19 protein-coding genes are annotated in these 17,852 nt (G+C 76.5%); 10 read left to right on the top strand and 9 right to left on the bottom strand.

The features are described from left to right. Nucleotides 1-126 precede the first annotated feature (126 nt). Together ACI782_RS09810 and ACI782_RS09805 are read left to right on the top strand one after the other, a co-directional pair. Complete coding sequence (locus tag ACI782_RS09810; RefSeq protein ID WP_456908563.1) at nucleotides 127-1,422, top strand: phosphoribosyltransferase family protein; 1,296 nt, start codon at nucleotides 127-129, stop codon at nucleotides 1,420-1,422. A 7-nt stretch (nucleotides 1,423-1,429) separates the two neighbouring features. Beyond that, nucleotides 1,430-2,551, top strand: coding sequence for a CapA family protein (locus tag ACI782_RS09805; RefSeq protein ID WP_456908561.1), 1,122 nt, complete (start codon nucleotides 1,430-1,432; stop codon nucleotides 2,549-2,551). Here ACI782_RS09805 and ACI782_RS09800 read toward each other — a convergent pair. From ACI782_RS09800 to ACI782_RS09785, 4 genes are read right to left on the bottom strand one after another with little or no spacing between them, the layout of a single operon-like run. Next, nucleotides 2,536-2,967 (bottom strand): DUF1801 domain-containing protein, encoded by a 432-nt coding sequence (locus ACI782_RS09800; RefSeq protein ID WP_456908559.1) that lies wholly within the window; start codon nucleotides 2,965-2,967, stop codon nucleotides 2,536-2,538. The two genes, ACI782_RS09805 and ACI782_RS09800, sit on opposite strands and share 16 nt — an antisense overlap. A gap of 10 nt (nucleotides 2,968-2,977) precedes the next feature. After that, nucleotides 2,978-3,103 carry a hypothetical protein gene (locus tag ACI782_RS09795; protein WP_456908557.1) on the bottom strand — a complete coding sequence of 42 codons (126 nt, stop codon included), beginning with the start codon at nucleotides 3,101-3,103 and terminating at the stop codon, nucleotides 2,978-2,980. 30 nt (nucleotides 3,104-3,133) lie between these two features. Further along, complete coding sequence (locus ACI782_RS09790) at nucleotides 3,134-3,712, bottom strand: class I SAM-dependent methyltransferase (protein ID WP_456908555.1); 579 nt, start codon at nucleotides 3,710-3,712, stop codon at nucleotides 3,134-3,136. A gap of 13 nt (nucleotides 3,713-3,725) precedes the next feature. Then, a complete protein-coding gene (locus tag ACI782_RS09785; protein ID WP_456908553.1) occupies nucleotides 3,726-4,475 on the bottom strand; it encodes an SDR family NAD(P)-dependent oxidoreductase in 750 nt (249 codons plus the stop codon). Between the two features lie 322 nt (nucleotides 4,476-4,797). Here ACI782_RS09785 and ACI782_RS09780 point away from each other — a divergent pair, with 322 nt between their 5' ends. The 6 genes from ACI782_RS09780 to ACI782_RS09755 all read left to right on the top strand — a co-directional run bounded on the left by ACI782_RS09780 (nucleotide 4,798) and on the right by ACI782_RS09755 (nucleotide 11,451). Further along, nucleotides 4,798-5,703 carry a hypothetical protein gene (locus tag ACI782_RS09780; RefSeq protein WP_456908551.1) on the top strand — a complete coding sequence of 302 codons (906 nt, stop codon included), beginning with the start codon at nucleotides 4,798-4,800 and terminating at the stop codon, nucleotides 5,701-5,703. An 88-nt stretch (nucleotides 5,704-5,791) separates the two neighbouring features. Next, nucleotides 5,792-7,312: a hypothetical protein gene (locus ACI782_RS09775; protein ID WP_456908549.1), complete on the top strand. Its 1,521-nt coding sequence runs from the start codon at nucleotides 5,792-5,794 to the stop codon at nucleotides 7,310-7,312. A gap of 101 nt (nucleotides 7,313-7,413) precedes the next feature. Next, entirely contained in the window at nucleotides 7,414-7,950 is a 537-nt protein-coding gene (locus ACI782_RS09770; RefSeq protein ID WP_456908547.1) for a GNAT family N-acetyltransferase, read from the top strand. A gap of 35 nt (nucleotides 7,951-7,985) precedes the next feature. After that, the gene (locus tag ACI782_RS09765) at nucleotides 7,986-9,047 is read left to right on the top strand and encodes a winged helix DNA-binding domain-containing protein (RefSeq protein WP_456908544.1); all 1,062 of its coding nucleotides are present in this window, start codon (nucleotides 7,986-7,988) and stop codon (nucleotides 9,045-9,047) included. 49 nt (nucleotides 9,048-9,096) lie between these two features. Next, entirely contained in the window at nucleotides 9,097-10,068 is a 972-nt protein-coding gene (locus tag ACI782_RS09760) for an aldo/keto reductase (protein ID WP_456908542.1), read from the top strand. A gap of 78 nt (nucleotides 10,069-10,146) precedes the next feature. After that, nucleotides 10,147-11,451: an MFS transporter gene (locus ACI782_RS09755; protein WP_456908810.1), complete on the top strand. Its 1,305-nt coding sequence runs from the start codon at nucleotides 10,147-10,149 to the stop codon at nucleotides 11,449-11,451. On the opposite strand, the gene ACI782_RS09750 is transcribed toward ACI782_RS09755, so the two are convergent. Next, complete coding sequence (locus ACI782_RS09750) at nucleotides 11,366-11,851, bottom strand: hypothetical protein (protein WP_456908540.1); 486 nt, start codon at nucleotides 11,849-11,851, stop codon at nucleotides 11,366-11,368. The two genes, ACI782_RS09755 and ACI782_RS09750, sit on opposite strands and share 86 nt — an antisense overlap. Before the next feature lie 252 nt (nucleotides 11,852-12,103). Between ACI782_RS09750 and ACI782_RS09745 the strand changes: the two genes are divergently transcribed. Next, the gene (locus tag ACI782_RS09745; protein WP_456908538.1) at nucleotides 12,104-13,534 is read left to right on the top strand and encodes an FUSC family protein; all 1,431 of its coding nucleotides are present in this window, start codon (nucleotides 12,104-12,106) and stop codon (nucleotides 13,532-13,534) included. 9 nt (nucleotides 13,535-13,543) lie between these two features. Here the strand turns inward: ACI782_RS09745 and ACI782_RS09740 are convergent, their stop codons facing one another. From ACI782_RS09740 to ACI782_RS09725, 4 genes are all read right to left on the bottom strand, one after another. Then, nucleotides 13,544-14,506: an ABC transporter substrate-binding protein gene (locus tag ACI782_RS09740; protein WP_456908536.1), complete on the bottom strand. Its 963-nt coding sequence runs from the start codon at nucleotides 14,504-14,506 to the stop codon at nucleotides 13,544-13,546. A 68-nt stretch (nucleotides 14,507-14,574) separates the two neighbouring features. Then, the gene (locus ACI782_RS09735) at nucleotides 14,575-15,024 is read right to left on the bottom strand and encodes a nitroreductase family deazaflavin-dependent oxidoreductase (RefSeq protein WP_456908534.1); all 450 of its coding nucleotides are present in this window, start codon (nucleotides 15,022-15,024) and stop codon (nucleotides 14,575-14,577) included. 9 nt (nucleotides 15,025-15,033) lie between these two features. Then, a complete protein-coding gene (locus ACI782_RS09730) occupies nucleotides 15,034-16,278 on the bottom strand; it encodes a glutathionylspermidine synthase family protein (RefSeq protein ID WP_456908807.1) in 1,245 nt (414 codons plus the stop codon). Nucleotides 16,279-16,411: 133 nt separating this feature from the next. Beyond that, the gene (locus ACI782_RS09725; RefSeq protein ID WP_456908532.1) at nucleotides 16,412-16,807 is read right to left on the bottom strand and encodes a hypothetical protein; all 396 of its coding nucleotides are present in this window, start codon (nucleotides 16,805-16,807) and stop codon (nucleotides 16,412-16,414) included. Between the two features lie 142 nt (nucleotides 16,808-16,949). On the opposite strand from ACI782_RS09725, the gene ACI782_RS09720 reads away from it, so the two are divergent. Next, a complete protein-coding gene (locus tag ACI782_RS09720) occupies nucleotides 16,950-17,807 on the top strand; it encodes a formate/nitrite transporter family protein (RefSeq protein WP_456908530.1) in 858 nt (285 codons plus the stop codon). Nucleotides 17,808-17,852: the final 45 nt, after the last annotated feature.

The raw sequence follows: 17,852 nt of genomic DNA, 5'->3' as shown, positions 1-17,852 counted from the left end.
CCCCACAACCGTGACGGGGCCGCCCGCCCGAGACCAGGGACCTAGGTCACAGCAGCTCCATCCGTGACCAACGTCCCCTGTCGGCGGCCCCGGCGGGCGCGCAGCATCGCAGGCGGGAGGTGGCTCGTGCCGTTCACCGACCGCCGGGACGCCGGGCGGCGGCTGGCCCGGCGCCTGGACGTCCTGCGCGGGAGCGACGTCGTCGTCCTCGGCCTGCCCCGCGGCGGGGTGCCCGTGGCCGCCGAGGTGGCCCGCGCCCTGGGCGCGCCGCTGGACGTCGTCGTGGTGCGCAAGCTGGGTGTGCCGGTCCAGCCGGAGCTCGCCATGGGCGCCGTCGGCGAGGGCGGCGTCACGGTGGTCGACCGCCGGGTCGTGGCCCTTGCTGGTGTCGGGTCGGCCGAGCTCGCGCGGGTGGAGGAGCGGGAGCGGGCCGAGCTGGACCGGCGGGCCCGCGCGTTCCGCGGCGACCGGCCGCCGGTGCCGCTCACCGGCCGCACGGCGGTCGTGGTGGACGACGGGATCGCCACGGGGTCGACCGCGCGGGCGGCCTGCGCGGTGGTGCGGGCACAGGGCGCGGCCCGGGTCGTCCTCGCCACCCCGGTGTGCGCCCGTGAGGGCGCCCGCTCGCTGGAGCCCGAGGTCGACGAGCTGGTCTGCCTCGAGGTCCCCCGCTGGTTCGCCGCGGTGGGCCAGTTCTACGCGGACTTCCGCCCGACCGCGGACGCCGAGGTGGTGGCACTGCTGCAGGCGGACCGGCCCCCGGCCCCCGCCGGGGACGCCGAGGAGGTCGCGGTGCCGGCCGGGTCGGTGCGGCTGGCCGGCACCCTCACCGTGCCGCCGGGCGCCCGCGGGCTGGTGGTGTTCGTCCACGGCAGCGGCAGCAGCCGGCACAGCCCGCGCAACCGGTACGTCGCCGGGGTCCTCCACGAGGCGGGGCTCGGCACGCTGCTGTTCGACCTGCTGACCCCGGCGGAGGAGGCCGACCGCACGAACGTCTTCGACATCGCGCTGCTGGCCACCCGCCTCGGCGAGGTCACCGCGTGGGTGCGCGCCCGCCCCGGCGCCGACGGGCTGCCGATCGGCTTCTTCGGCGCCAGCACCGGCGCGGCCGCGGCGCTGGTGGCCGCCGCCGATGACGACGGCGTGGCCGCCGTGGTGTCCCGCGGCGGCCGGCCGGACCTGGCCGGGCCGCGGCTGGGCGACGTCCGCGCGCCGACGCTGCTCGTGGTGGGCGGCGCCGACGAGCAGGTGCTCGAGCTCAACCGGCAGGCGGCGGACCGGCTGCGGTGCACGCACCGGCTGGCCGTCGTCCCGGGCGCCACCCACCTGTTCGAGGAGCCCGGCACGCTGCAGACTGCCGCGGAGCTGGCCCGCGACTGGTTCGTCGCCCACCTGGCCCGCACGCCCGAGCACAGCGGCTGAACACGTCGTGCCCGACCGGTCGGTGACGCTGTTCCTCAGCGGCGACGTGATGCTCGGGCGCGGCGTCGACCAGGTGCTGGCCTGCCCCGCCGACCCGGAGCTGCGCGAGCAGGTCGTCCGGGACGCCCGCACCTACGTCCGCCTCGCGGAGGAGGCGCACGGGCCGATCCGCCGCCCGCTGGACCCGGCCGCGCCGTGGGGCGACCTGCTCGCCGTGCTCGACGCGGCGGCGCCGGACGCCCGCGTCGTCAACCTGGAGACCAGCGTGACCGCCGACGGGGACTTCGCGCCCGGCAAGCCGGTCTGCTACCGCATGCACCCGGCGAACCTGCCCTGCCTGGCGGCCGTGCGGCCCGACGTGTGCGTGCTGGCGAACAACCACGTGCTCGACTTCGGGCCCCGCGGCCTGGCCGACACCCTCGAGGCGCTCGCCGCTGCCGGCCTGCGCACGGCCGGGGCGGGAGCGGACGAGGACGCCGCGTGGGCGCCGGCCGTCGTCCCGCTGCCCGGCGGCCGCCGGCTGGTGGTCACCGCCTTCGGGACGCCGTCCAGCGGCATCCCGGCGGACTGGGCGGCGACCGGACGGCGGGGCGGGGTCGCCTTCCTCGACCGCCTCACCGACGCCGCCGCGGACCGCGTCCTCGCGCTGGTGGCGGAGGTGCGGCGCCCGGGCGACGTCGTCGTGGCCTCGGTGCACTGGGGGTCGAACTGGGGCTGGCCGGTGCCGCCGGGGCAGGCGCCGTTCGCCGCCCGGCTGGTGGACGGCGGGGTGGACGTCGTGCACGGCCACTCCTCGCACCACCCGCGCCCCGTCGAGGTGCACCGCGGCCGGCTGGTGCTGTACGGGTGCGGCGACCTCGTCGACGACTACGAGGGCATCGGCGGCCACGAGCACCACCGCCCGGACCTGCGGGTCGCCTGGCTCGCGACCCTCAGGCCGGACGGCGACCTGGCGGAGCTGCGCGGAACGGTCTTGCGGGCCCGGCGGATGCGGCTCGAACGCGCGCCGTCGGCCGACGCGGCGGAGCTGGCCGAGCGGCTCGCCCGCGCCGGCGGCCGGACGGCGCTGCGGCTGCGGCCGACGCCGGACGGCGGGCTGGTCGGCCGCCCGGATCAGGCGGCGGTGTAGGCGTTCCGCCCGGCCGCGGTCGCGGCGACGGCGTCCCGGAGCAGGGCGTCGAGCTCGGTCCGGTCCACCTTCTCCAGCGAGGTGAACCGGATGCAGCTCTTCCCGCAGGAGACCTTCCCCAGCCGCTCGGCCCTCGCCTCGGGCAGGTACCCCCCGTCGACGACGGCGCAGACGTACAGCGACAGGTGCCGCTTCTGCGCGGCCAGCGCGATCAGCGGCCAGGTGGTGGTCTCCCTGGCCGACTTCGGCCGATACGGCATGAGGCCGTAGCCCAGCACCCGGCCCGAGCCCATCGGCACCAGCTGCCGGTCGATGCCCGGTGCGGCGGCCATCACGAGCGCGTCGGCCGCGCGCAGCTCCGCCTCACGCGGGCCCGCCGCGGCGAACCACTCCTCGATGTCCTCGGACTCGGTCACCGGCTCCTCCTCAGCCCAGGGCGATGGACAGGACCGTCGCCGCCGCCGCGAGCACCAGGGCCAGCACGACCACCGCCGCCACCAGCCGGCGCCGCCGCTCGGCTCGGGGCCCACCGGCACCACCCATCCCCATCACGGCCGCACCGTACCGCCGACCGGTGACCGGTCAGCTGCTCCGCCGTCCCCACAGCAGGGTGTCCAGGGCGGTGCCCGCCGGGGTCTCGCGGCGGACCTGCTCGAGCCGGTCGACGTCGAGCAGGTCGCCGACCGGCGCCAGCCGCTCGACGCTGGCCAGGATCGCCGGGTCCTGCGGACCGCCGACGCCGCGCGCCGCGTTGTCCACGTCGTGCCCGAGGACGAGCATTCGGCCGCCCGGGCGCAGCCAGCCGACCGCCCGCCGCAGCAGGGCGGTGGTGTCGGGCTCCGGCAGGTGCAGGTAGGCGACGAGCACCAGGTCGAGCGAGCCGGGGGCGGCGTCCCAGGTGAGGACGTCGGCGGTCACCCAGGTGACCCGCTCGGCGCCGGGCCGGGCCCGCCCGCGGGCGAGCCCGGTCGCGGAGAAGTCGACGGCGGTCACCCGCCAGCCGCGCTCGGCCAGCCACAGCGCGTGGCGGCCCTCCCCCGCCGCCAGGTCGACCGCCGCCCCGGGCGGCAGGTCCGCCAGCAGCTCGGCCACCAGCGCGTTCGGCCCCGGCGACCACTGCTGCTGCTCGGCGTAGCGCGCGTCCCAGTCCGCTGCCTGCACGCGGGGCAGTCTGTCAGTGCAGGACCATGCCGCCGGCGACGTTGAGCGCGTCCCCGGTGAGGTAGTCGGCGTCGCTCGAGGCCAGGAACAGCGCCGCGCGGGCGACGTCCTGCGGCTCGCCGAGCCGGCCGAGCGGCGAGAGCGCCGACCACGTGGCGGCCTCGGGGCGGCTGCGCGCACCGGTGTCGGCCCGCTCGACCACGTGGCCCGGGCACAGGCAGTTGACGGTGATGCCGTGCGGGCCGAGCTCGTGCGCGGCGGCCCGGGTGAGCGCCATGACCGCGGCCTTCGACGCCGCGTAGTGCGCCTGACCGCCGCCGGCGGTGCCGCCGGGAGTCGCGACGTTGACGACCTTGCCGGCGCAGTCGTCCCCGGGCGCCCGGAAGCCGATCATGGCGCAGGCCGCGGCCTGGATGGCGATGAGCATCGACTGGGCGGGCATCGCGAAGGGCTCGCCCAGCTCGGCGGGGTCCAGCTCCAGCAGCGGCGCGAAGTGCTGCACGCCGGCGTAGTTGACCAGGACGTCGATCCCGCCGAGCCCGGCGATGGCCTTCTCCATCGCCTCGCGGGTGTCGGTGACGTCGGTGAGGTCGACGCGGTAGGACCGCCCGCGGACCTCCTCGCTCAACCGCGCGGCCTCGTCGACCCGCGGGTCGAGGACCGCCACCGTCGCCCCCTCCGCGGCGAACGTGCGCACGATGGCCGCGCCGATGTCGCGGGCGCCGCCGGTGACGACGACCCGCCGTCCGGACAGCCGCGTCACCGGGCGATCCGGCCGGGACGCGCGGAGCCGGGGTGGGCGATCGGGACCGGACCGGGACGTGCGGGGACCGGGGGGCGGTGGGTCATGGTGGGGTCTTCCGTCGGGTGCAGTCCGCGGTCCCCGGTACCCACGGTCGGCCCGCACTCACATGCTCCCGCGATCGGACCGCGACGTACCGCAAGGGCGCAGGGACGGCCACATCCGTCACGGTGCGTCACCGGCTCGGCGAGGGACCACCCGAAGGGACGACGCCTCTCGGCGAGCGGGCCCCGCGCTGCCCTTCCTAGCCTGGTGTGACCGAACGAGCACATGCGGTGAGGGGGTGGCGGTGTCCTGGGACGTGCCCGCCCTCCCGCGCGCCGGTCACCGGCGCCGCCTGCTCGCCCGGGCCGCGCTCCTCGGGGGCCTGGGTCTCGGGCTGTGGCTGCTGGGGACGTCGACGGCCGTGGCCGACGAGGCGCCCCCTCCCCTCCCCCTGCCCTCGGCACCCGCCGCGCTGGTGGAGTCCGTGGCCGAGGCGCCGCGGGTCCTGGTCGCCGAGGTCCCCCGTGCGGTGGCCGCCGTCGAGGCGGTGGCCGAGGACCTGCCGGCCGTCGCCCCGGTGACCGAGGTCGTGCGCGCGGTCGCCGAGCCCGTGGTGGAACCGATCTCCGCCGCGGTCCCCGTCGACCCGGTGACGGCGGTCGTGGAGCCGGTCACCGACGCGCTCCGGTCGTCGCTCGAGGCCGCCGTCCCGGCCGTGACCCCGCCGGTGACCGGCGGCCTCGAGCGGCCGGCGGCACTCCCGGCCGCGCCGGCCCCGGCCCTCGCCGCCGTCGCCGAGTCGCCCGCGCCGGCCGCCGAGGCGCCCGCGCCGGCGCCCGTGCCCGTGGTGGTGCCCGCCTCAGCCGACGAGCCGAGCACGGCGGCCGACCGGCCGGCCCCGGCCGGGGCCGTGGCCTCCGCGGCACCGGTCCGGGCCGCCACCCCCGCCACCGCGCAGGAGCGGGACGCGGCGCCGTCGGACCCCCCTCCGGCCACCCCCCTCGTGCCGTGGCCGGGCAGCGCTCCCGCCCCGGCGGCGGCCCCCGCCCTCGCCGGCCCGGGCGGCTCCGCCCCCGACGCCGGCAGCGCCGTCCTGGCCGCCGGCGTGCCGGCCGCCGTCCTCGTCGCCGCCCGGACCCGGAGCGCTGACGCCCGGGACGCAGCCGGCGACGTCGCCTCCGACCCGTCCTTCTCGCCCGACTGAGTGCCCCGGGCCGGCTCCCGCAGCCGGCACGGCACGCCACCGGTCCCTGCCGGGGCCGGTGTCCACTCGGACCCGGAGAGAGACAGCGATGAACAGATGGGTGCAGCGCGGCCTGCGGACCGCCCTGCTGACCGGTGGCCTCCTAGCCGCCGGAGCGGGCGTCGCCGCAGCCGACGAGAACGACGTCACGGCCGACGTGCTCGGTGTGACAGCCACCGTCCCGGTCGAGGACGGCGCCGTCGTCCGGACCCCGGTCGTGACCGGGACCGGCGAGGACCTGACCGTCGGGAGTGCGGCCGGTGACGGCCTCGTGCTCCCGGTCGACACGAACACCGGACCGGGGACGACCGTCCTCGGTGATGACGGCACCGGGGGGCTGAGCGTCCCCGTCCGCGTCACCGAGGCCGACGACACGCCGCCCGACCCCGCTGACGGCCTCACCGTCACCGTCCCGGTCAACACCTCCGGCGGCGGGACCACCGGGACCACCGTGACCGTGCCGGTCGCCACCGGGGACCTCGGCGACGTCCTGGACGGCGACCCGACCACCGGCACCGCGGTGGACGTCGACCTGACCGACCCGGTGGAGCCGGGACCGGCCGGCTCCGGGCTGCTCCTCGACCTCGAGGACACCGTGACCGTCGGCGACGACGACCCGGTGACCGGCCGCGATCGCGTCCTGGAGGCGCCGGTCTCCCTCGACGGCGACCGCCCGACCAGCGTCGACCTGCCGCTCCCCGGGACGGAGGAGGACGGCGGCCCGCTCTCCGGCGACTCCGTCGAGGTGGACCTGCTCGGCGGCAGCCGGCCCGACGAGGACCCGGACGGCGAGCCCGACCTGAGCCTCCCCGTGGGGGCCGGTGGCCTGCTCCCCGGCCTGCTCGGCGGGGACGCGGCGTCCGACGGCACCGTCGACGTCGACCTCGGCGGCGGGACCGTCGTGGCCGTGCCGGTCGACGAGGGCGGCACGGGGACCGACAGTGACCTGCTGGTCCGCATCACCCTGCCGCTCGACCTGGCCGGGCTGCTCGGCGGCGCAGGCTCCGGCACCGGCACGCCGCCCGGCGACGGCACCACCGACCCGTCCGGGAACGGCTCCGGCGACGGCTCCGACGGCGGCTCTGGCGACGGGTCCGGATCGGAGGACGGCGACGGCGACGGCACGGGCGAAGGGCCCGGGGGCGGGCAGGTGCCCGGCTCCGGCACTCCGGGCAGCGGTCCCGGCACCGGCTCGGACGGGACCGGCACCGACGGCAGCAGCACCGACGGCAGCGCCACCGGCTGGACCCGGTCCGGCGGCACGTCCGGCGGCACCGGGGCCGAGTGCGCCGGTCCGGCACCGGACACGGATGCAGCCGGCGCCGACACGGGCGGCTCGACGGCCCCGGGTGGTCCCTCCGGCAGCGGACCCGGCAGCGAGGCCGGCGGCGTCGGCCCGGCGACCGGGGACGCCTGCGGCACGGGCTCGTCCCAGGCGGTGGCGACGCGGGCGGCGACCACGGCTCCGCTCGACGGGCCGGTCACGCCCTCGGCCGGTCTCCTGGCGATGGCCGGGCTGCTGCTGACGGCCGGCCGCGGCCGGCTGTGGCGGGACCGCGCGCGGCCGTGACCGCTCCTCCGCGGTGACCGCTCCCGGCGGTCCGGACGCCCTCCCGTGGGCGTCCGGGCCGCCGGCGTGCGCGGATCCCCGGCCGGCGGGATCGTGACCGGGTGCGTTCCGAGACGACGGCCCGCCTGGTCCCCTTCGAGCCGGAGCACCTCCCGGCGGTGCTGCCGTGGTTCGACTCCCCCGAGGTCCAGCGGCGGCTCGGCGGCCGCGAGTGGCCGGAACGGGAGCTGGCGCTGCGCACCGCCACCTGGACCGAGGAGTTCCGCGGCCGGCGCGTCCTGCGCTCGCACGCCTTCGTGCTCCTCGACGAGGACCGGCCGGTGGCCCAGGTCGGCGGGGACGTCTACGACCGGTGGACGACGTGGGACCCGGCGCGGGAGCGCGTCCTCTCCGAGGACCCCCGCCGGACGATGGGCGCGGCCTACGTCGTGGACCCCGACCGGTGGGGGCAGGGCTACGGGCGGGCGGCGCTGCGCGCTCTGGTCGAGGCGCAGGAGACCGCCGACGTCGAGCAGTTCGTCCTCGGCATCGAGCCCGACAACGCCGCCAGCCTGCGCGCCGCGACCGCGGCCGGCTTCGCCTCCCTCACGACCGAGCCCGACGCCGAGGACATGGTCTACCTGCACCTGCTCCGCTGACGACGATCGTCGGACCCTCCTGCCAGGCTCCCGGCATGACGACGGCTCGCGAGCTCGCGCTGCTGCGGCTGGTGGCCCAGCGGCTCGCCGGGCCCCGGCCGGCCACGGCGGCCGACACGGTGCGCCGGCTGCTCTGCGTGCAGGCGCAGGACCTGCCCGGCGCCCTGACCTCCGTCGCCCTTCGGACGGCGCAGCGGTCGCGGGCCGAGGTGGCGGCAGCGCTGGACGCCGGGGAGGTCGTCCGCTCCTGGCCGATGCGCGGCACCCTGCACCTGGTCGCCGCGGAGGACCTGCCCTGGCTGCTGGAGCTGCTCGCTCCCCGCGCGCTGGCCGCGAGCGCCGGCCGGCGGGCCGGACTGGGTCTCACCGCCGCGGACCACGCAGCGGCTCGCGAGGCCGCGGTGGCGGCGCTGACCGGAGGCCGCCGGTGTCGCCGGCGCGACCTGCTGGCCGTCCTGACGGCGGCCGGGCTGGACGTCTCCGGGCAGCGCGGCCCGCACCTGCTCGGCCACCTCTGCCAGACCGGGGTGCTCTGCCTCGGCCCGCGCGACAGCGTCGAGCAGGCGTTCGTGCTGCTCGACGAGTGGGTCCCCGCGCCGCGGCGGCTCGACCGCGCCGAGGCCCTGGCCGAACTCGCCCGCCGGTTCGCCGCCGGGCACGGGCCGGCCACCGCCGCCGACCTCGCCCGCTGGGCCGGGCTGCCGCTGACCGACGCGCGCGCCGCGCTCGCCGCCGTCCGCCCGGGGCTGGCGGCCGTGGCCGTCGACGGCCGCGAGCACCTCCTGGCGCCGGAGACCCCCGACCTCCTGGCGGAGCACCGCGCGGAGGCAGCGGGGCTGTTCCTGCTGCCCGGCTTCGACGAGTTCGTCCTCGGCTACGCCGACCGCAGCTGCGCCGTCCCGCCGGAGTTCGCCGACCGCATCGCCCCGGGCGGCAACGGGGTGTTCCGGCCGACCGTCGTCCACGGAGGTCGGGTGCTCGGGACCTGGCGGTGGGAGGGCCGGGGCGCCCGCCGGTCGGTCGTCGCGACGCCGTTCGCCACCTTCCCCGAGGAGGTCGCGGCCGCCGTCCCCGCCGCGGCGGCGGAGCTGCCGTGACGCGGGAGCCGGGGTGGCCGCGGTCGGGGGGCCGGGGTTGGGTGGGGCCATGGACTACACGCGCCTGGGGAACACCGGCCTGGAGGTCTCGCGGCTCTGTCTCGGGATGATGAGCTTCGGCGACCCGGCCCGCGGGAACCACCCGTGGAGCCTGCCGGAGGAGGACAGCCGCCGGCTGATCGAGAAGGCGATCGCCGCGGGTATCACCTTCTTCGACACCGCCAACGTCTACTCGGACGGGTCGAGCGAGGAGATCACCGGCCGGGCGATCCGCGACTTCACCGATCGGGACGACGTCGTCCTGGCCACCAAGGTGCACGGCCGGATGCGCCCGGGGCCCAACGGGGCAGGGCTGTCGCGCAAGGCGATCCTCCGCGAGCTCGAGGACAGCCTGCGCCGGCTGGGCACCGAGTACGTCGACCTCTACCAGATCCACCGCTGGGACCCCCACACGCCGATCGAGGAGACCCTCGAGGCGCTGGACGCGTGCGTCCGCTCGGGCAAGGTGCGCTACCTCGGGGCGTCGTCCATGTGGGCCTGGCAGTTCAGCAAGGCGCTGTACCTGGCCGGCGAGCACGGCTGGCACCGGTTCGTGTCGATGCAGGACCACTACAACCTGCTCAACCGCGAGGAGGAGCGGGAGATGCACCCGCTCTGCGCCGACCAGGGCATCGGCGTCATCCCGTGGAGCCCGCTGGCCCGCGGCCGGCTGACCCGAGACCGGGACGAGTCGACCGCCCGCTCGGAGACCGACGCCTTCGGCAGCCGGCTCTACGACGAGTCCGGCGACCGCGCCATCGTCGAGCGGGTGGCCGAGGTGGCGGCCGAGCGCGGCGTCCCGCGGGCGCAGGTGGCGCTGGCGTGGGTGCTGGCCAAGCCCGTGGTCACCGCGCCGATCGTCGGGGTCACGAAGGACGCGCACCTGGACGACGCCGTCGCCGCGGTCGACCTGCAGCTGACCGACGAGGAGATCGCCCGGCTGGAGGAGCCCTACACGCCGCACGCCGTCGTCGGCTTCTGAGGGAGGACCCCTTGCAGGGGGGCCGGGCCGCGGCGGGGGCCCCCTGCAGCGGCCGAGGCCGCGGCCGGGGCCGCCGCGCTGGTCTTCCCCAGCGTCTTCTTCCCGACCGAGGCGCCGCCGGCCGGCACGCTCGCGTCGTTCTCGACCCTGTTCGTGGGGTTCGCCGCCCACCCCGCGGGCGCGGCGATCTTCGGCCACTACGGCGACCGGATCGGGCGCAAGGCGGCCCTGATCGCGACCCTCGGCCTCATGGGCGTGGCGACCGCGCTCATGGGCGTCCTGCCCGGCTGCGACACCATCGGCGTCTGGGCCCCGATCCTCCTGACCCTGTTGCGGATCGTGCAGGGCATCGGCGTCGGCGGCGAGTGGGGCGGCTCGGTGCTCATGTCGAAGGAGTGGGGCTTCCGCCGCCGGCACGGGTTCATGGCCAGCCTGCCGCAGCTGGGGGTGCCGATCGGGCTGCTGCTGTCCACCGGCGCGGTGAAGGTCATGAACGCGTGGGTGGGGCCGGACGCCTTCGACGCGTGGGGCTGGCGGGTGCCGTTCCTCGCCAGCGTGGTGCTCATCGCGATCGGGCTCTACGTCCGCCTGAAGGTCCTGGAGACGCCGCACTTCGCCCGCGTGCGCGAGCAGCAGGCCCTGGTGCGCCAGCCGGTGTGGGAGGTCATCAAGACCCAGCCGCGGGCGATCCTGTGCTCGGCGCTGGTCCGGATGGCCGAGCAGGCCCCGTTCTACCTGTTCATCACCTTCGTGCTGACCTACGGCACCGAGGAGCTGGGGCTCGAACGCGGCACGCTGCTCAACGACACGCTCGTCGCCGCGGTGGTCGGCTTCATCACGGTGCCGCTGTTCGGCCACCTGTCGGACCTGTACGGCCGCAGGCTCGTCTACGGGATCGGGGTGGTGGCCATCGGGCTGTACGCCTTCCCGTACTACGGGCTGCTGAACACCCGCAACGCCGGGCTGGTGCTGCTCGCCATCGTGCTGTCGCTGGTGCTGCACGACATCATGTACGGCCCCCAGGCCGCGCTGATCTCGGAGACCTTCGGGACCGGCGTCCGGTACAGCGGAGCGGGGCTGGGCTACCAGCTGGCCTCGATCATCGCCGGCGGTCCGGCTCCCCTCATCGCCGCGGCGATCCTGGCCGCGACCGGCTCCTCGACCTGGATCTCGGTCTACATCGTCGGGTGCGCCGTGGTGTCGATGGTCGGCCTGCTGCTCCTGCCGCCGCCGCACGCCAGCGTCCAGGAGGACGCCGAGTCCCTGGCGCGCCAGCTCGTGCACTGGGTCCAGGCGGTCAGCGGGAGAAGAGGCGGGCGAGGAAGCCCTTGCGGGCCGGCTGCCAGCCGGCGGCGTGCAGCAGGTCGAACAGCGGCTGCTTGATCCGGGACGTCTCGAACTCGTAGCTCCAGGTGTGCCCGGTCTGCCCGTGGGAGGTGGCCCGCAGCGCGGCTCCCCCGCCCCACGACCTGCCGATCGACTTGCCCTTGAACACCTGCTTGGAGCCGCCGAACTCGAGGTCCCCGCCCGAGAAGCGCACCTGGGACTCGCCCTCGGACCTGCGCTCGGTGGACGTGTAGGTGCCGGCCTGCTCGTCGAGGGTGACGGTCAGCTCGTAGTCCTGGTCGATCGTGCCCGCGGACAGCAGCCCCTGGTAGCTGACGTCGGCGACGTCCCAGGAGCCGATGACGCGGTCGCCCTCGCACCGGTAGGTGAAGGGCTGACCGGGACGGTTCAGCTCGGCGGCGATGCGGGCGCAGGTCTCGGCGGCGGAGAGCGGCACGGAGGGGTCCTCGTCGGTCGGGGGGCGGGGTCGGTCGCGCAGTGTGGACGACGTCGCGCCCGCTGACCAGGGGGACCGGGATCACGGCGGCGCCGGACCGTGGACGGCCCGCGCAGCGATGAGGATGACGGTCGTGTCCGCTGCTCCCTCCCGCGTGCGGCGGGCGCGCCCCCACCTGGTCGGTCGCCGCTGCCGGCGCTCTCCGCGCTGTGGCAGGCCGGCGGCCGCCGCGGGATCACCGCCGCGGTCTGCATGACCGTGCCGCTCGGCATCGGCGTGGCCGCGGGCCGGGCCGACCTCGGGTCCGCGGCGGCACTCGCCGCCCTGACCGCCGTCTACGGGCACGCGCTCCCCTACCGCCGCCGGGCGGTCGTCGTCGCCGCGGTCGCCGGGACTCTGACCCTCGCCGGCACGCTCGGCGCGCTGGCCGGCGGCTCCCCGGTCGCGCTCTCCCTGCTGCTCGGCGCGCTGGCCGCGGCGGCGGCCGCGGTCGCGGTGCTGTGGCGGGTGGGCCCGCCCGGGCCGCTGGGCATCGTGCTGGTCGCCGGCGGGTCCAGTGCCCTCGGCACCGGCCCGGCCGATCTGGGCCTGCACGTGCTCGCCGCGGCCGGGGGCGCCGCGCTGGCCTGGGCCGGGTGCATGCTGCCGTTGCTGTGGGACCCCACCGGCCCGGAGCGGCGGACCGTGGCCGCGGCGGACGCGGCGGTCGGCGAAGTGGAGCGGGGCGAGCTGGGCACCCAGCGGCCCGGCACGATCGCCCGCGCGATCCGCGTGGCCGAGGCCGCCGTCGGCGAGGGCAGCCGGCGGGACGACGGCACGCTGCGCCGGCGGCTGGACGAGATCGAGCAGCGGTTCGTGCGGGCGCTGCCCGAGACGCCGCGCAGCGCGGCCCCGCTGCCGGAGGCGGAGGTGCCCGACCACCGCTGGTGGCACGCGCCGTGGGCCTCCACGGCGCTGCGCATCGGCGGAGGCGCCGCCGCGGCCGGGCTCGTCGCGACCGCGCTGGGCCTGCACAGCCCCTACTGGGCGGCGACCACCGCGGTCGGCGTCCGGCTGGGCACCGACGCGCGGGCCACCCGGGCCCGGGCGCTGCACCGGGCGACCGGCACGGTCCTCGGCGTGCTGGTCGCAGGCCTGCTGATCTGGCTGGACCTGCCGATCGGCGTGGAGATCGCGCTGGTCGGCCTGCTCCAGCTGGGCGTCGAGCTGCTCATCGCGCACCAGTACGTGCTGGCCGTCTCGTTCATCACCCCGCTGGTGCTGCTGCTGGTGCACGCCGGCCGGCCCGAGGTGTCGGGGGGCGAGCTGATCGGTGAGCGGCTGGCCGAGACGGCGGTGGGCAGCGCGCTCGCCCTCGCCGTCGGGCTGTCCCTGCTGCCGCGCGCGGCCAGCCGCCGCCTGCCGGGCGCGGTGCGGGCCGCGGCCGACGCCCTGGCCGCCGCCGCCGCGGCCGGCCCGGGAACGGCGGCCGACCGCCGCCTGCACGACACCCTCGCCCACCTCAACGAGGTGGCCACCGCCGCCCGCGCCGAGCTGCTGCCCACCCCGGCGGTCACCGCCTGGACCACCCGGTCCCGCTGGGTCGCCGACCTCGGCTGGGGGCTGCTCGGCGTCCGCGCCCGCGGCGACGCGGAGCTGGCCGGCTCGCTCGCCCGCCGGGTCACCGACGAGCTGGCCCGCTGACCGGTCGGCTCAGGCCGCCAGCTGCCGGCCGATCCGCTCCAGGTCGTCGAGCACCAGCCGGGCGCCGAGCGGCCCGATCGCCAGGAACCACCGGTCGTCGTCCACCTCGAACGCGCGGCCCTGCTGCACCGATGACATGCCCTGCCACAGGCCCCCGGCGGTGATCTGGGCGGCGGCGTTGCGGCCGTCGTCCCCGTAGGCGGCGGAGAACACCAGGTCCGCGTCGGCGGAGGCGATCTCCTCCGGGCTCACCTCGACGAAGGTCTCGGCGGTGCGCTGCGCCTCGGGCCGGGCGAAGCCGACGTCGGCGAGCACCGCCCCGATGAAGGAGCCCTCGCCGTAGAGCCGCACGGCGCTGCCGTCGAGGAACCGCACCATGCTGACCTCGGTGGCCGCCGGGTCCCCGAACAGCGCGCCGACCTCCGCCGCCCTGTCGGCGTGCTCGGTCAGCAGCCGCTCCGCCTCGTCCGACCGGCCGAGGGCCTCCCCGGCCAGGCGCAGGTTCTCCTGCCACGACTCGCCGATCGACTCGGCGAACACGGTCGGCGCGATGGCCGAGAGCTGGTCGTAGACGTCGGTGTGCCGGACGGCGTTGGACAGGATGAGGTCCGGCTCGAGTGCGGCGATCGCCTCGAGGTCCGGCTCGGCGATCGTGCCCACGTTCGTGATCTCCCCGGCGTCGGCGCCGGCGTCCTCGATGTAGGCCGGCAGCGCGTCGCTGACGTCGGTGCGCACCGCGCCGACCGGGGGAACGCCGAGGGCGAGGACGGCGTCGAGCTCGCCGGTGTCGAGGACGACGACCCGCTCCGGGGTGCCCTCGATCTCGGTGGTGCCGAGCGCGTGCTCCACCGTGCGGGTCTCCGCGGTCGGCGCCGCCTCCGTCGTCCCCTCGCCGTCGGCGCCGCAGCCGGCCAGCGCCAGCCCCACCGCCACCGCGAGCACTCCCCCGCGGTACCGCCCGATCCGCTGCACGGCCGTCCTCCTCGCCTGCCGGTCCCTCCGGCACGAGGAGAACTTAGGCGAGCCTCACCTATATTTGTTCACCCGGGGTGTCGCTCGACGACGAACACCGGGATGTCCCGGTCGGTCCGCTGCTGGTACACGGCGTACTCGGGGTAGACGGCGACCGCCCGGTCCCACCACCGGTCCTTCTCCTCGCCGGTGACCTCGCGGGCGACGCCGTCCCACGGCTCGGGGCCGTCCTGCACCGTCACCTGGTCCGGGTGCGCCCGCACGTTGGCCACCCACGCCGGGTCCTTCGGCGCGCCGCCGACGGAGCCGACCATCGCGTAGGCGCCCTCGTGCTCGACCCGCATGAGCCCGTTCTTGCGGACCTTGCCGGTCTTCGCGCCGCGGGTCCAGAAGATCGCGATCGGGATGCCCGTGTCGCGCAGCGTGTTGGCCTCGCGCCCGCCGGTGGCCTCGTAGCGCTCCACCTGGTCGCGGACCCACTGCTGCGTACTGGGCTCGTAGTCCCCCTCCAGCGGCATGGCCGGACCCTATTCGGCCCGGCGCCCGACGGCCTCCGGAGCCGGGTGGTCGATGGTGTGGGGCACGAACCAGCTGAGGTTGTCGGTGATCAGCCCATCGCTCTCGCGGATGCCCAGGCCGGCCGGCTCGCCGTCGACCACCCACGCCCCGAGCACCGGGTGGTGCGGGCCGTCGACGCCCGGGAAGTCGGGCAGCGGGGCCAGCTCCTGGACCACCCACCCCTCGGTGCCGTACCCGCCGGGCTGGGCGACCTGCACTTCCCCGCCGCGCACGATGGAGACGTTGGCCCCCTCCCGCCCCCACAGCGGCTTGCGGACGTAGTCCCGCCACGAGGAGGGCATCTCGTCGGCGAAGTAGGCCGGCAGCAGCAACTGGGAGAGCTCCCTGTCGCCGCCGAACAGCTGCCACAGCACCGGCAGCAGCGCCTTGGTGCTCCACAGCATCTTGTAGACCGGCTCCACCCAGGTGGTCCCGCCCGGCCGGGCGGCGTCGGCGAGGACGGCGGCGCCGAACTCGTCCTGGACCAGCCACTCCCAGGGGTAGAGCTTGAAGACGACGTCGAGGTGGCGGCCCTGCGGGTCGTAGAAGCGTCCGTCGCCGTCGTCCAGCGCGATGTCCTCGACGACCAGCTCGATCGCCTCGTACCCGGCCTGGACGACGGTGTCCATCAGGTAGGCGACGGTCATCCGGTCCTCGCCGGAGCGCTCCTCCGACGTCCACGCCAGGTGCACGCGGGGCCGGACGCCGGTCCGCCGCTCCCAGCGCAGCAGGTTGCGCTGCCAGGCCGCGACGAGCCTCTCGTGCAGGGCGTTCCACTGGTCGGCGCCCTGGCCGGTGAACAGGTGCCAGTTCCACTGGGTGACCGCGGACTCGACCAGGCTGGTGGGGGTGTCGGCGTTGAACTCCAGCAGCCTGGGCGGGCCCTGGCCGTCGTAGCGCAGGTCGAACCGGCCGTAGACGCTGGGCGGCTCGGCCTCCCAGGTGCGCCGGACCTCCGCCCGGGCGACCGGCGGGATCCGCATGCGGTCGAACAGGTCCTGCTCGACGACGTGGTCGCCCGCGGCCACGCACATCTCGAACAGCTGCGCGACCCACCCCTCCAGCCGCTCCACCTCGGCCATCGTGAAGTCGTAGAAGGGGCCCTCCCGCCAGTAGCTGCGCTCCTCGCCGCCGGGCGTGGTGGTGCGGTTGTAGACCAGCCCCTGGGCCTCGATCTCGGCCTCCCAGCCGGGCCGGACGACGCCGGTCTCCATCCGCCTCACCCGCGTCTCTCCTCTCCCCGCGCCACTCGCTGCCATCCCTCGCCGGCCGTCGAGACCTGCGGACTCGTGGCCATCAGCGGCCGATCACCACGAGTTCGCCGGACTCGACGCGAGCCGGAGAGGCTCAGCCGCCGGCGGTACCGACCCGGCCTCCCGTGCCCGAGCCGATGCCCCCGGTGACACGGGTGCCTCCGGACACCTTGCCGGAGGCGGGCAGGCCGGCCCGCTGGCGGGCGGCGGTGTCGGTCGGGTTGATCCGGGTGCCCCCGGCGGGCAGCACGGTGCCGACCGGCAGCCCCGGGCGGAAGCCGCCCAGGTAGAGGAAGAACAGCCCGGCGCCGGGACCGCGGTAGTCGTCGTCGCAGTAGTCGTCGTCGACGATCTCGCCGTTCTCGTCGGTGCAGTACGCGACCTGCTCCTCCTCGTCGTCGTCCGTCCCGCACCCGGCGAGGAACCCGGTGGCCGCGGTCGCGAGCACCGTCGTGGTGAGGGCGCTGCGGACGCGGTTCGAGACGGCCATGTGCTCTCCCAGCTGTGTCGGGGTGTCGGCCGACCCTAGATCGACGCCGGGGGACGGTCACCTCCTCCCGCCCTCGACGAGCCGGGTCGGCCGCCGCGCACTAGCGTCCGGACCCTGAGGCCCGCTGCCGCGTGGAGGCGCGATGTCCGACCGCCAACCGCCCGAGATGGCCCAGGTCGCCAGCGAGACCGGGGCGAAGAAGGTCCACCGGTCGTGGGACCGCGTGCTGGTCAGCGCGTTCCTCGGCGGGGCCTACATCGCCTTCGGCGCGCTCGTGGCGATCACCGTCTCCTCCGGCCTGGATCCGAGCCGGTGGGGCACGCTGCCCACGCTGTTCATGGGTGCGGCCTTCACCCTCGGGCTCATCCTGGTGCTCATCGCCGGGTCCGACCTCGCCACCGGGAACATGCTGCTGGTCCCGCTCGGCGCCATGCACGGGCGGCTGCGCGGCGGCGACGTCGCCAAGAACCTGACCCTGGTACTGCTCGGCAACCTGCTCGGCGCGCTGTTCGTGGCGTACTTCCTCGCCGTCCAGACCGGCGTCATCGGCGCGCCCGGTGCGACGGGCAGCGCGGCGCTCACCCACGACCGGCTGGCGCAGATCGCCGAGGCCAAGGCGCTGCACGAGTCCCCGTGGCAGGTCTTCCTGCGGGGCGTGGGCTGCAACTGGCTGGTCTGCCTCGGCGTGTGGATGTCGCTGGCGGCGTCGTCGGTGTCGGGCAAGGTGCTGGCGGTCTTCCTGCCGATCATGGCGTTCGTCGCCATGGGCTTCGACCACGTCGTGGCCAACATGTTCTTCCTGCCGGCGGCGATGTGGGCCGGCATCCCGGACATCGGTTGGGGCGACGTGCTGCTCAACTGGGTGCTCGCGGGCCTGGGGAACCTGGTCGGCGCGGTCGTCTTCGTGGCGACGTCGTACTGGTACCTGTTCCTGCGCGACCAGCCGCTCGAGCAACCCAGCCGGACGCCGACCGGCGGGGAGGCCGCCGAGCGCGCATGACCGGGCCCCGGCCGGGGCACCGGCGCTGCGGAGGGCACCGTCTCG

It is taken from the genome of Geodermatophilus sp. SYSU D00703 (assembly GCF_054050155.1).
The sequence above is the reverse complement of the archived record's forward strand: the minus strand, read 5'-3'. Positions and strand labels throughout refer to the sequence as shown.

Coding starts and splice junctions, on each gene's coding strand:
- ACI782_RS09775 (WP_456908549.1), top strand. CDS start 5,792: ATGAACAGATGGGTGCAGCGCGGCCTGCGGACCGCCCTGCTGACCGGT.
- ACI782_RS09745 (WP_456908538.1), top strand. CDS start 12,104: ATGACCGTGCCGCTCGGCATCGGCGTGGCCGCGGGCCGGGCCGACCTC.
- ACI782_RS09765 (WP_456908544.1), top strand. CDS start 7,986: ATGACGACGGCTCGCGAGCTCGCGCTGCTGCGGCTGGTGGCCCAGCGG.
- ACI782_RS09720 (WP_456908530.1), top strand. CDS start 16,950: ATGTCCGACCGCCAACCGCCCGAGATGGCCCAGGTCGCCAGCGAGACC.
- ACI782_RS09725 (WP_456908532.1), bottom strand. CDS start 16,807: ATGGCCGTCTCGAACCGCGTCCGCAGCGCCCTCACCACGACGGTGCTC.
- ACI782_RS09735 (WP_456908534.1), bottom strand. CDS start 15,024: ATGCCGCTGGAGGGGGACTACGAGCCCAGTACGCAGCAGTGGGTCCGC.
- ACI782_RS09760 (WP_456908542.1), top strand. CDS start 9,097: ATGGACTACACGCGCCTGGGGAACACCGGCCTGGAGGTCTCGCGGCTC.
- ACI782_RS09730 (WP_456908807.1), bottom strand. CDS start 16,278: ATGGAGACCGGCGTCGTCCGGCCCGGCTGGGAGGCCGAGATCGAGGCC.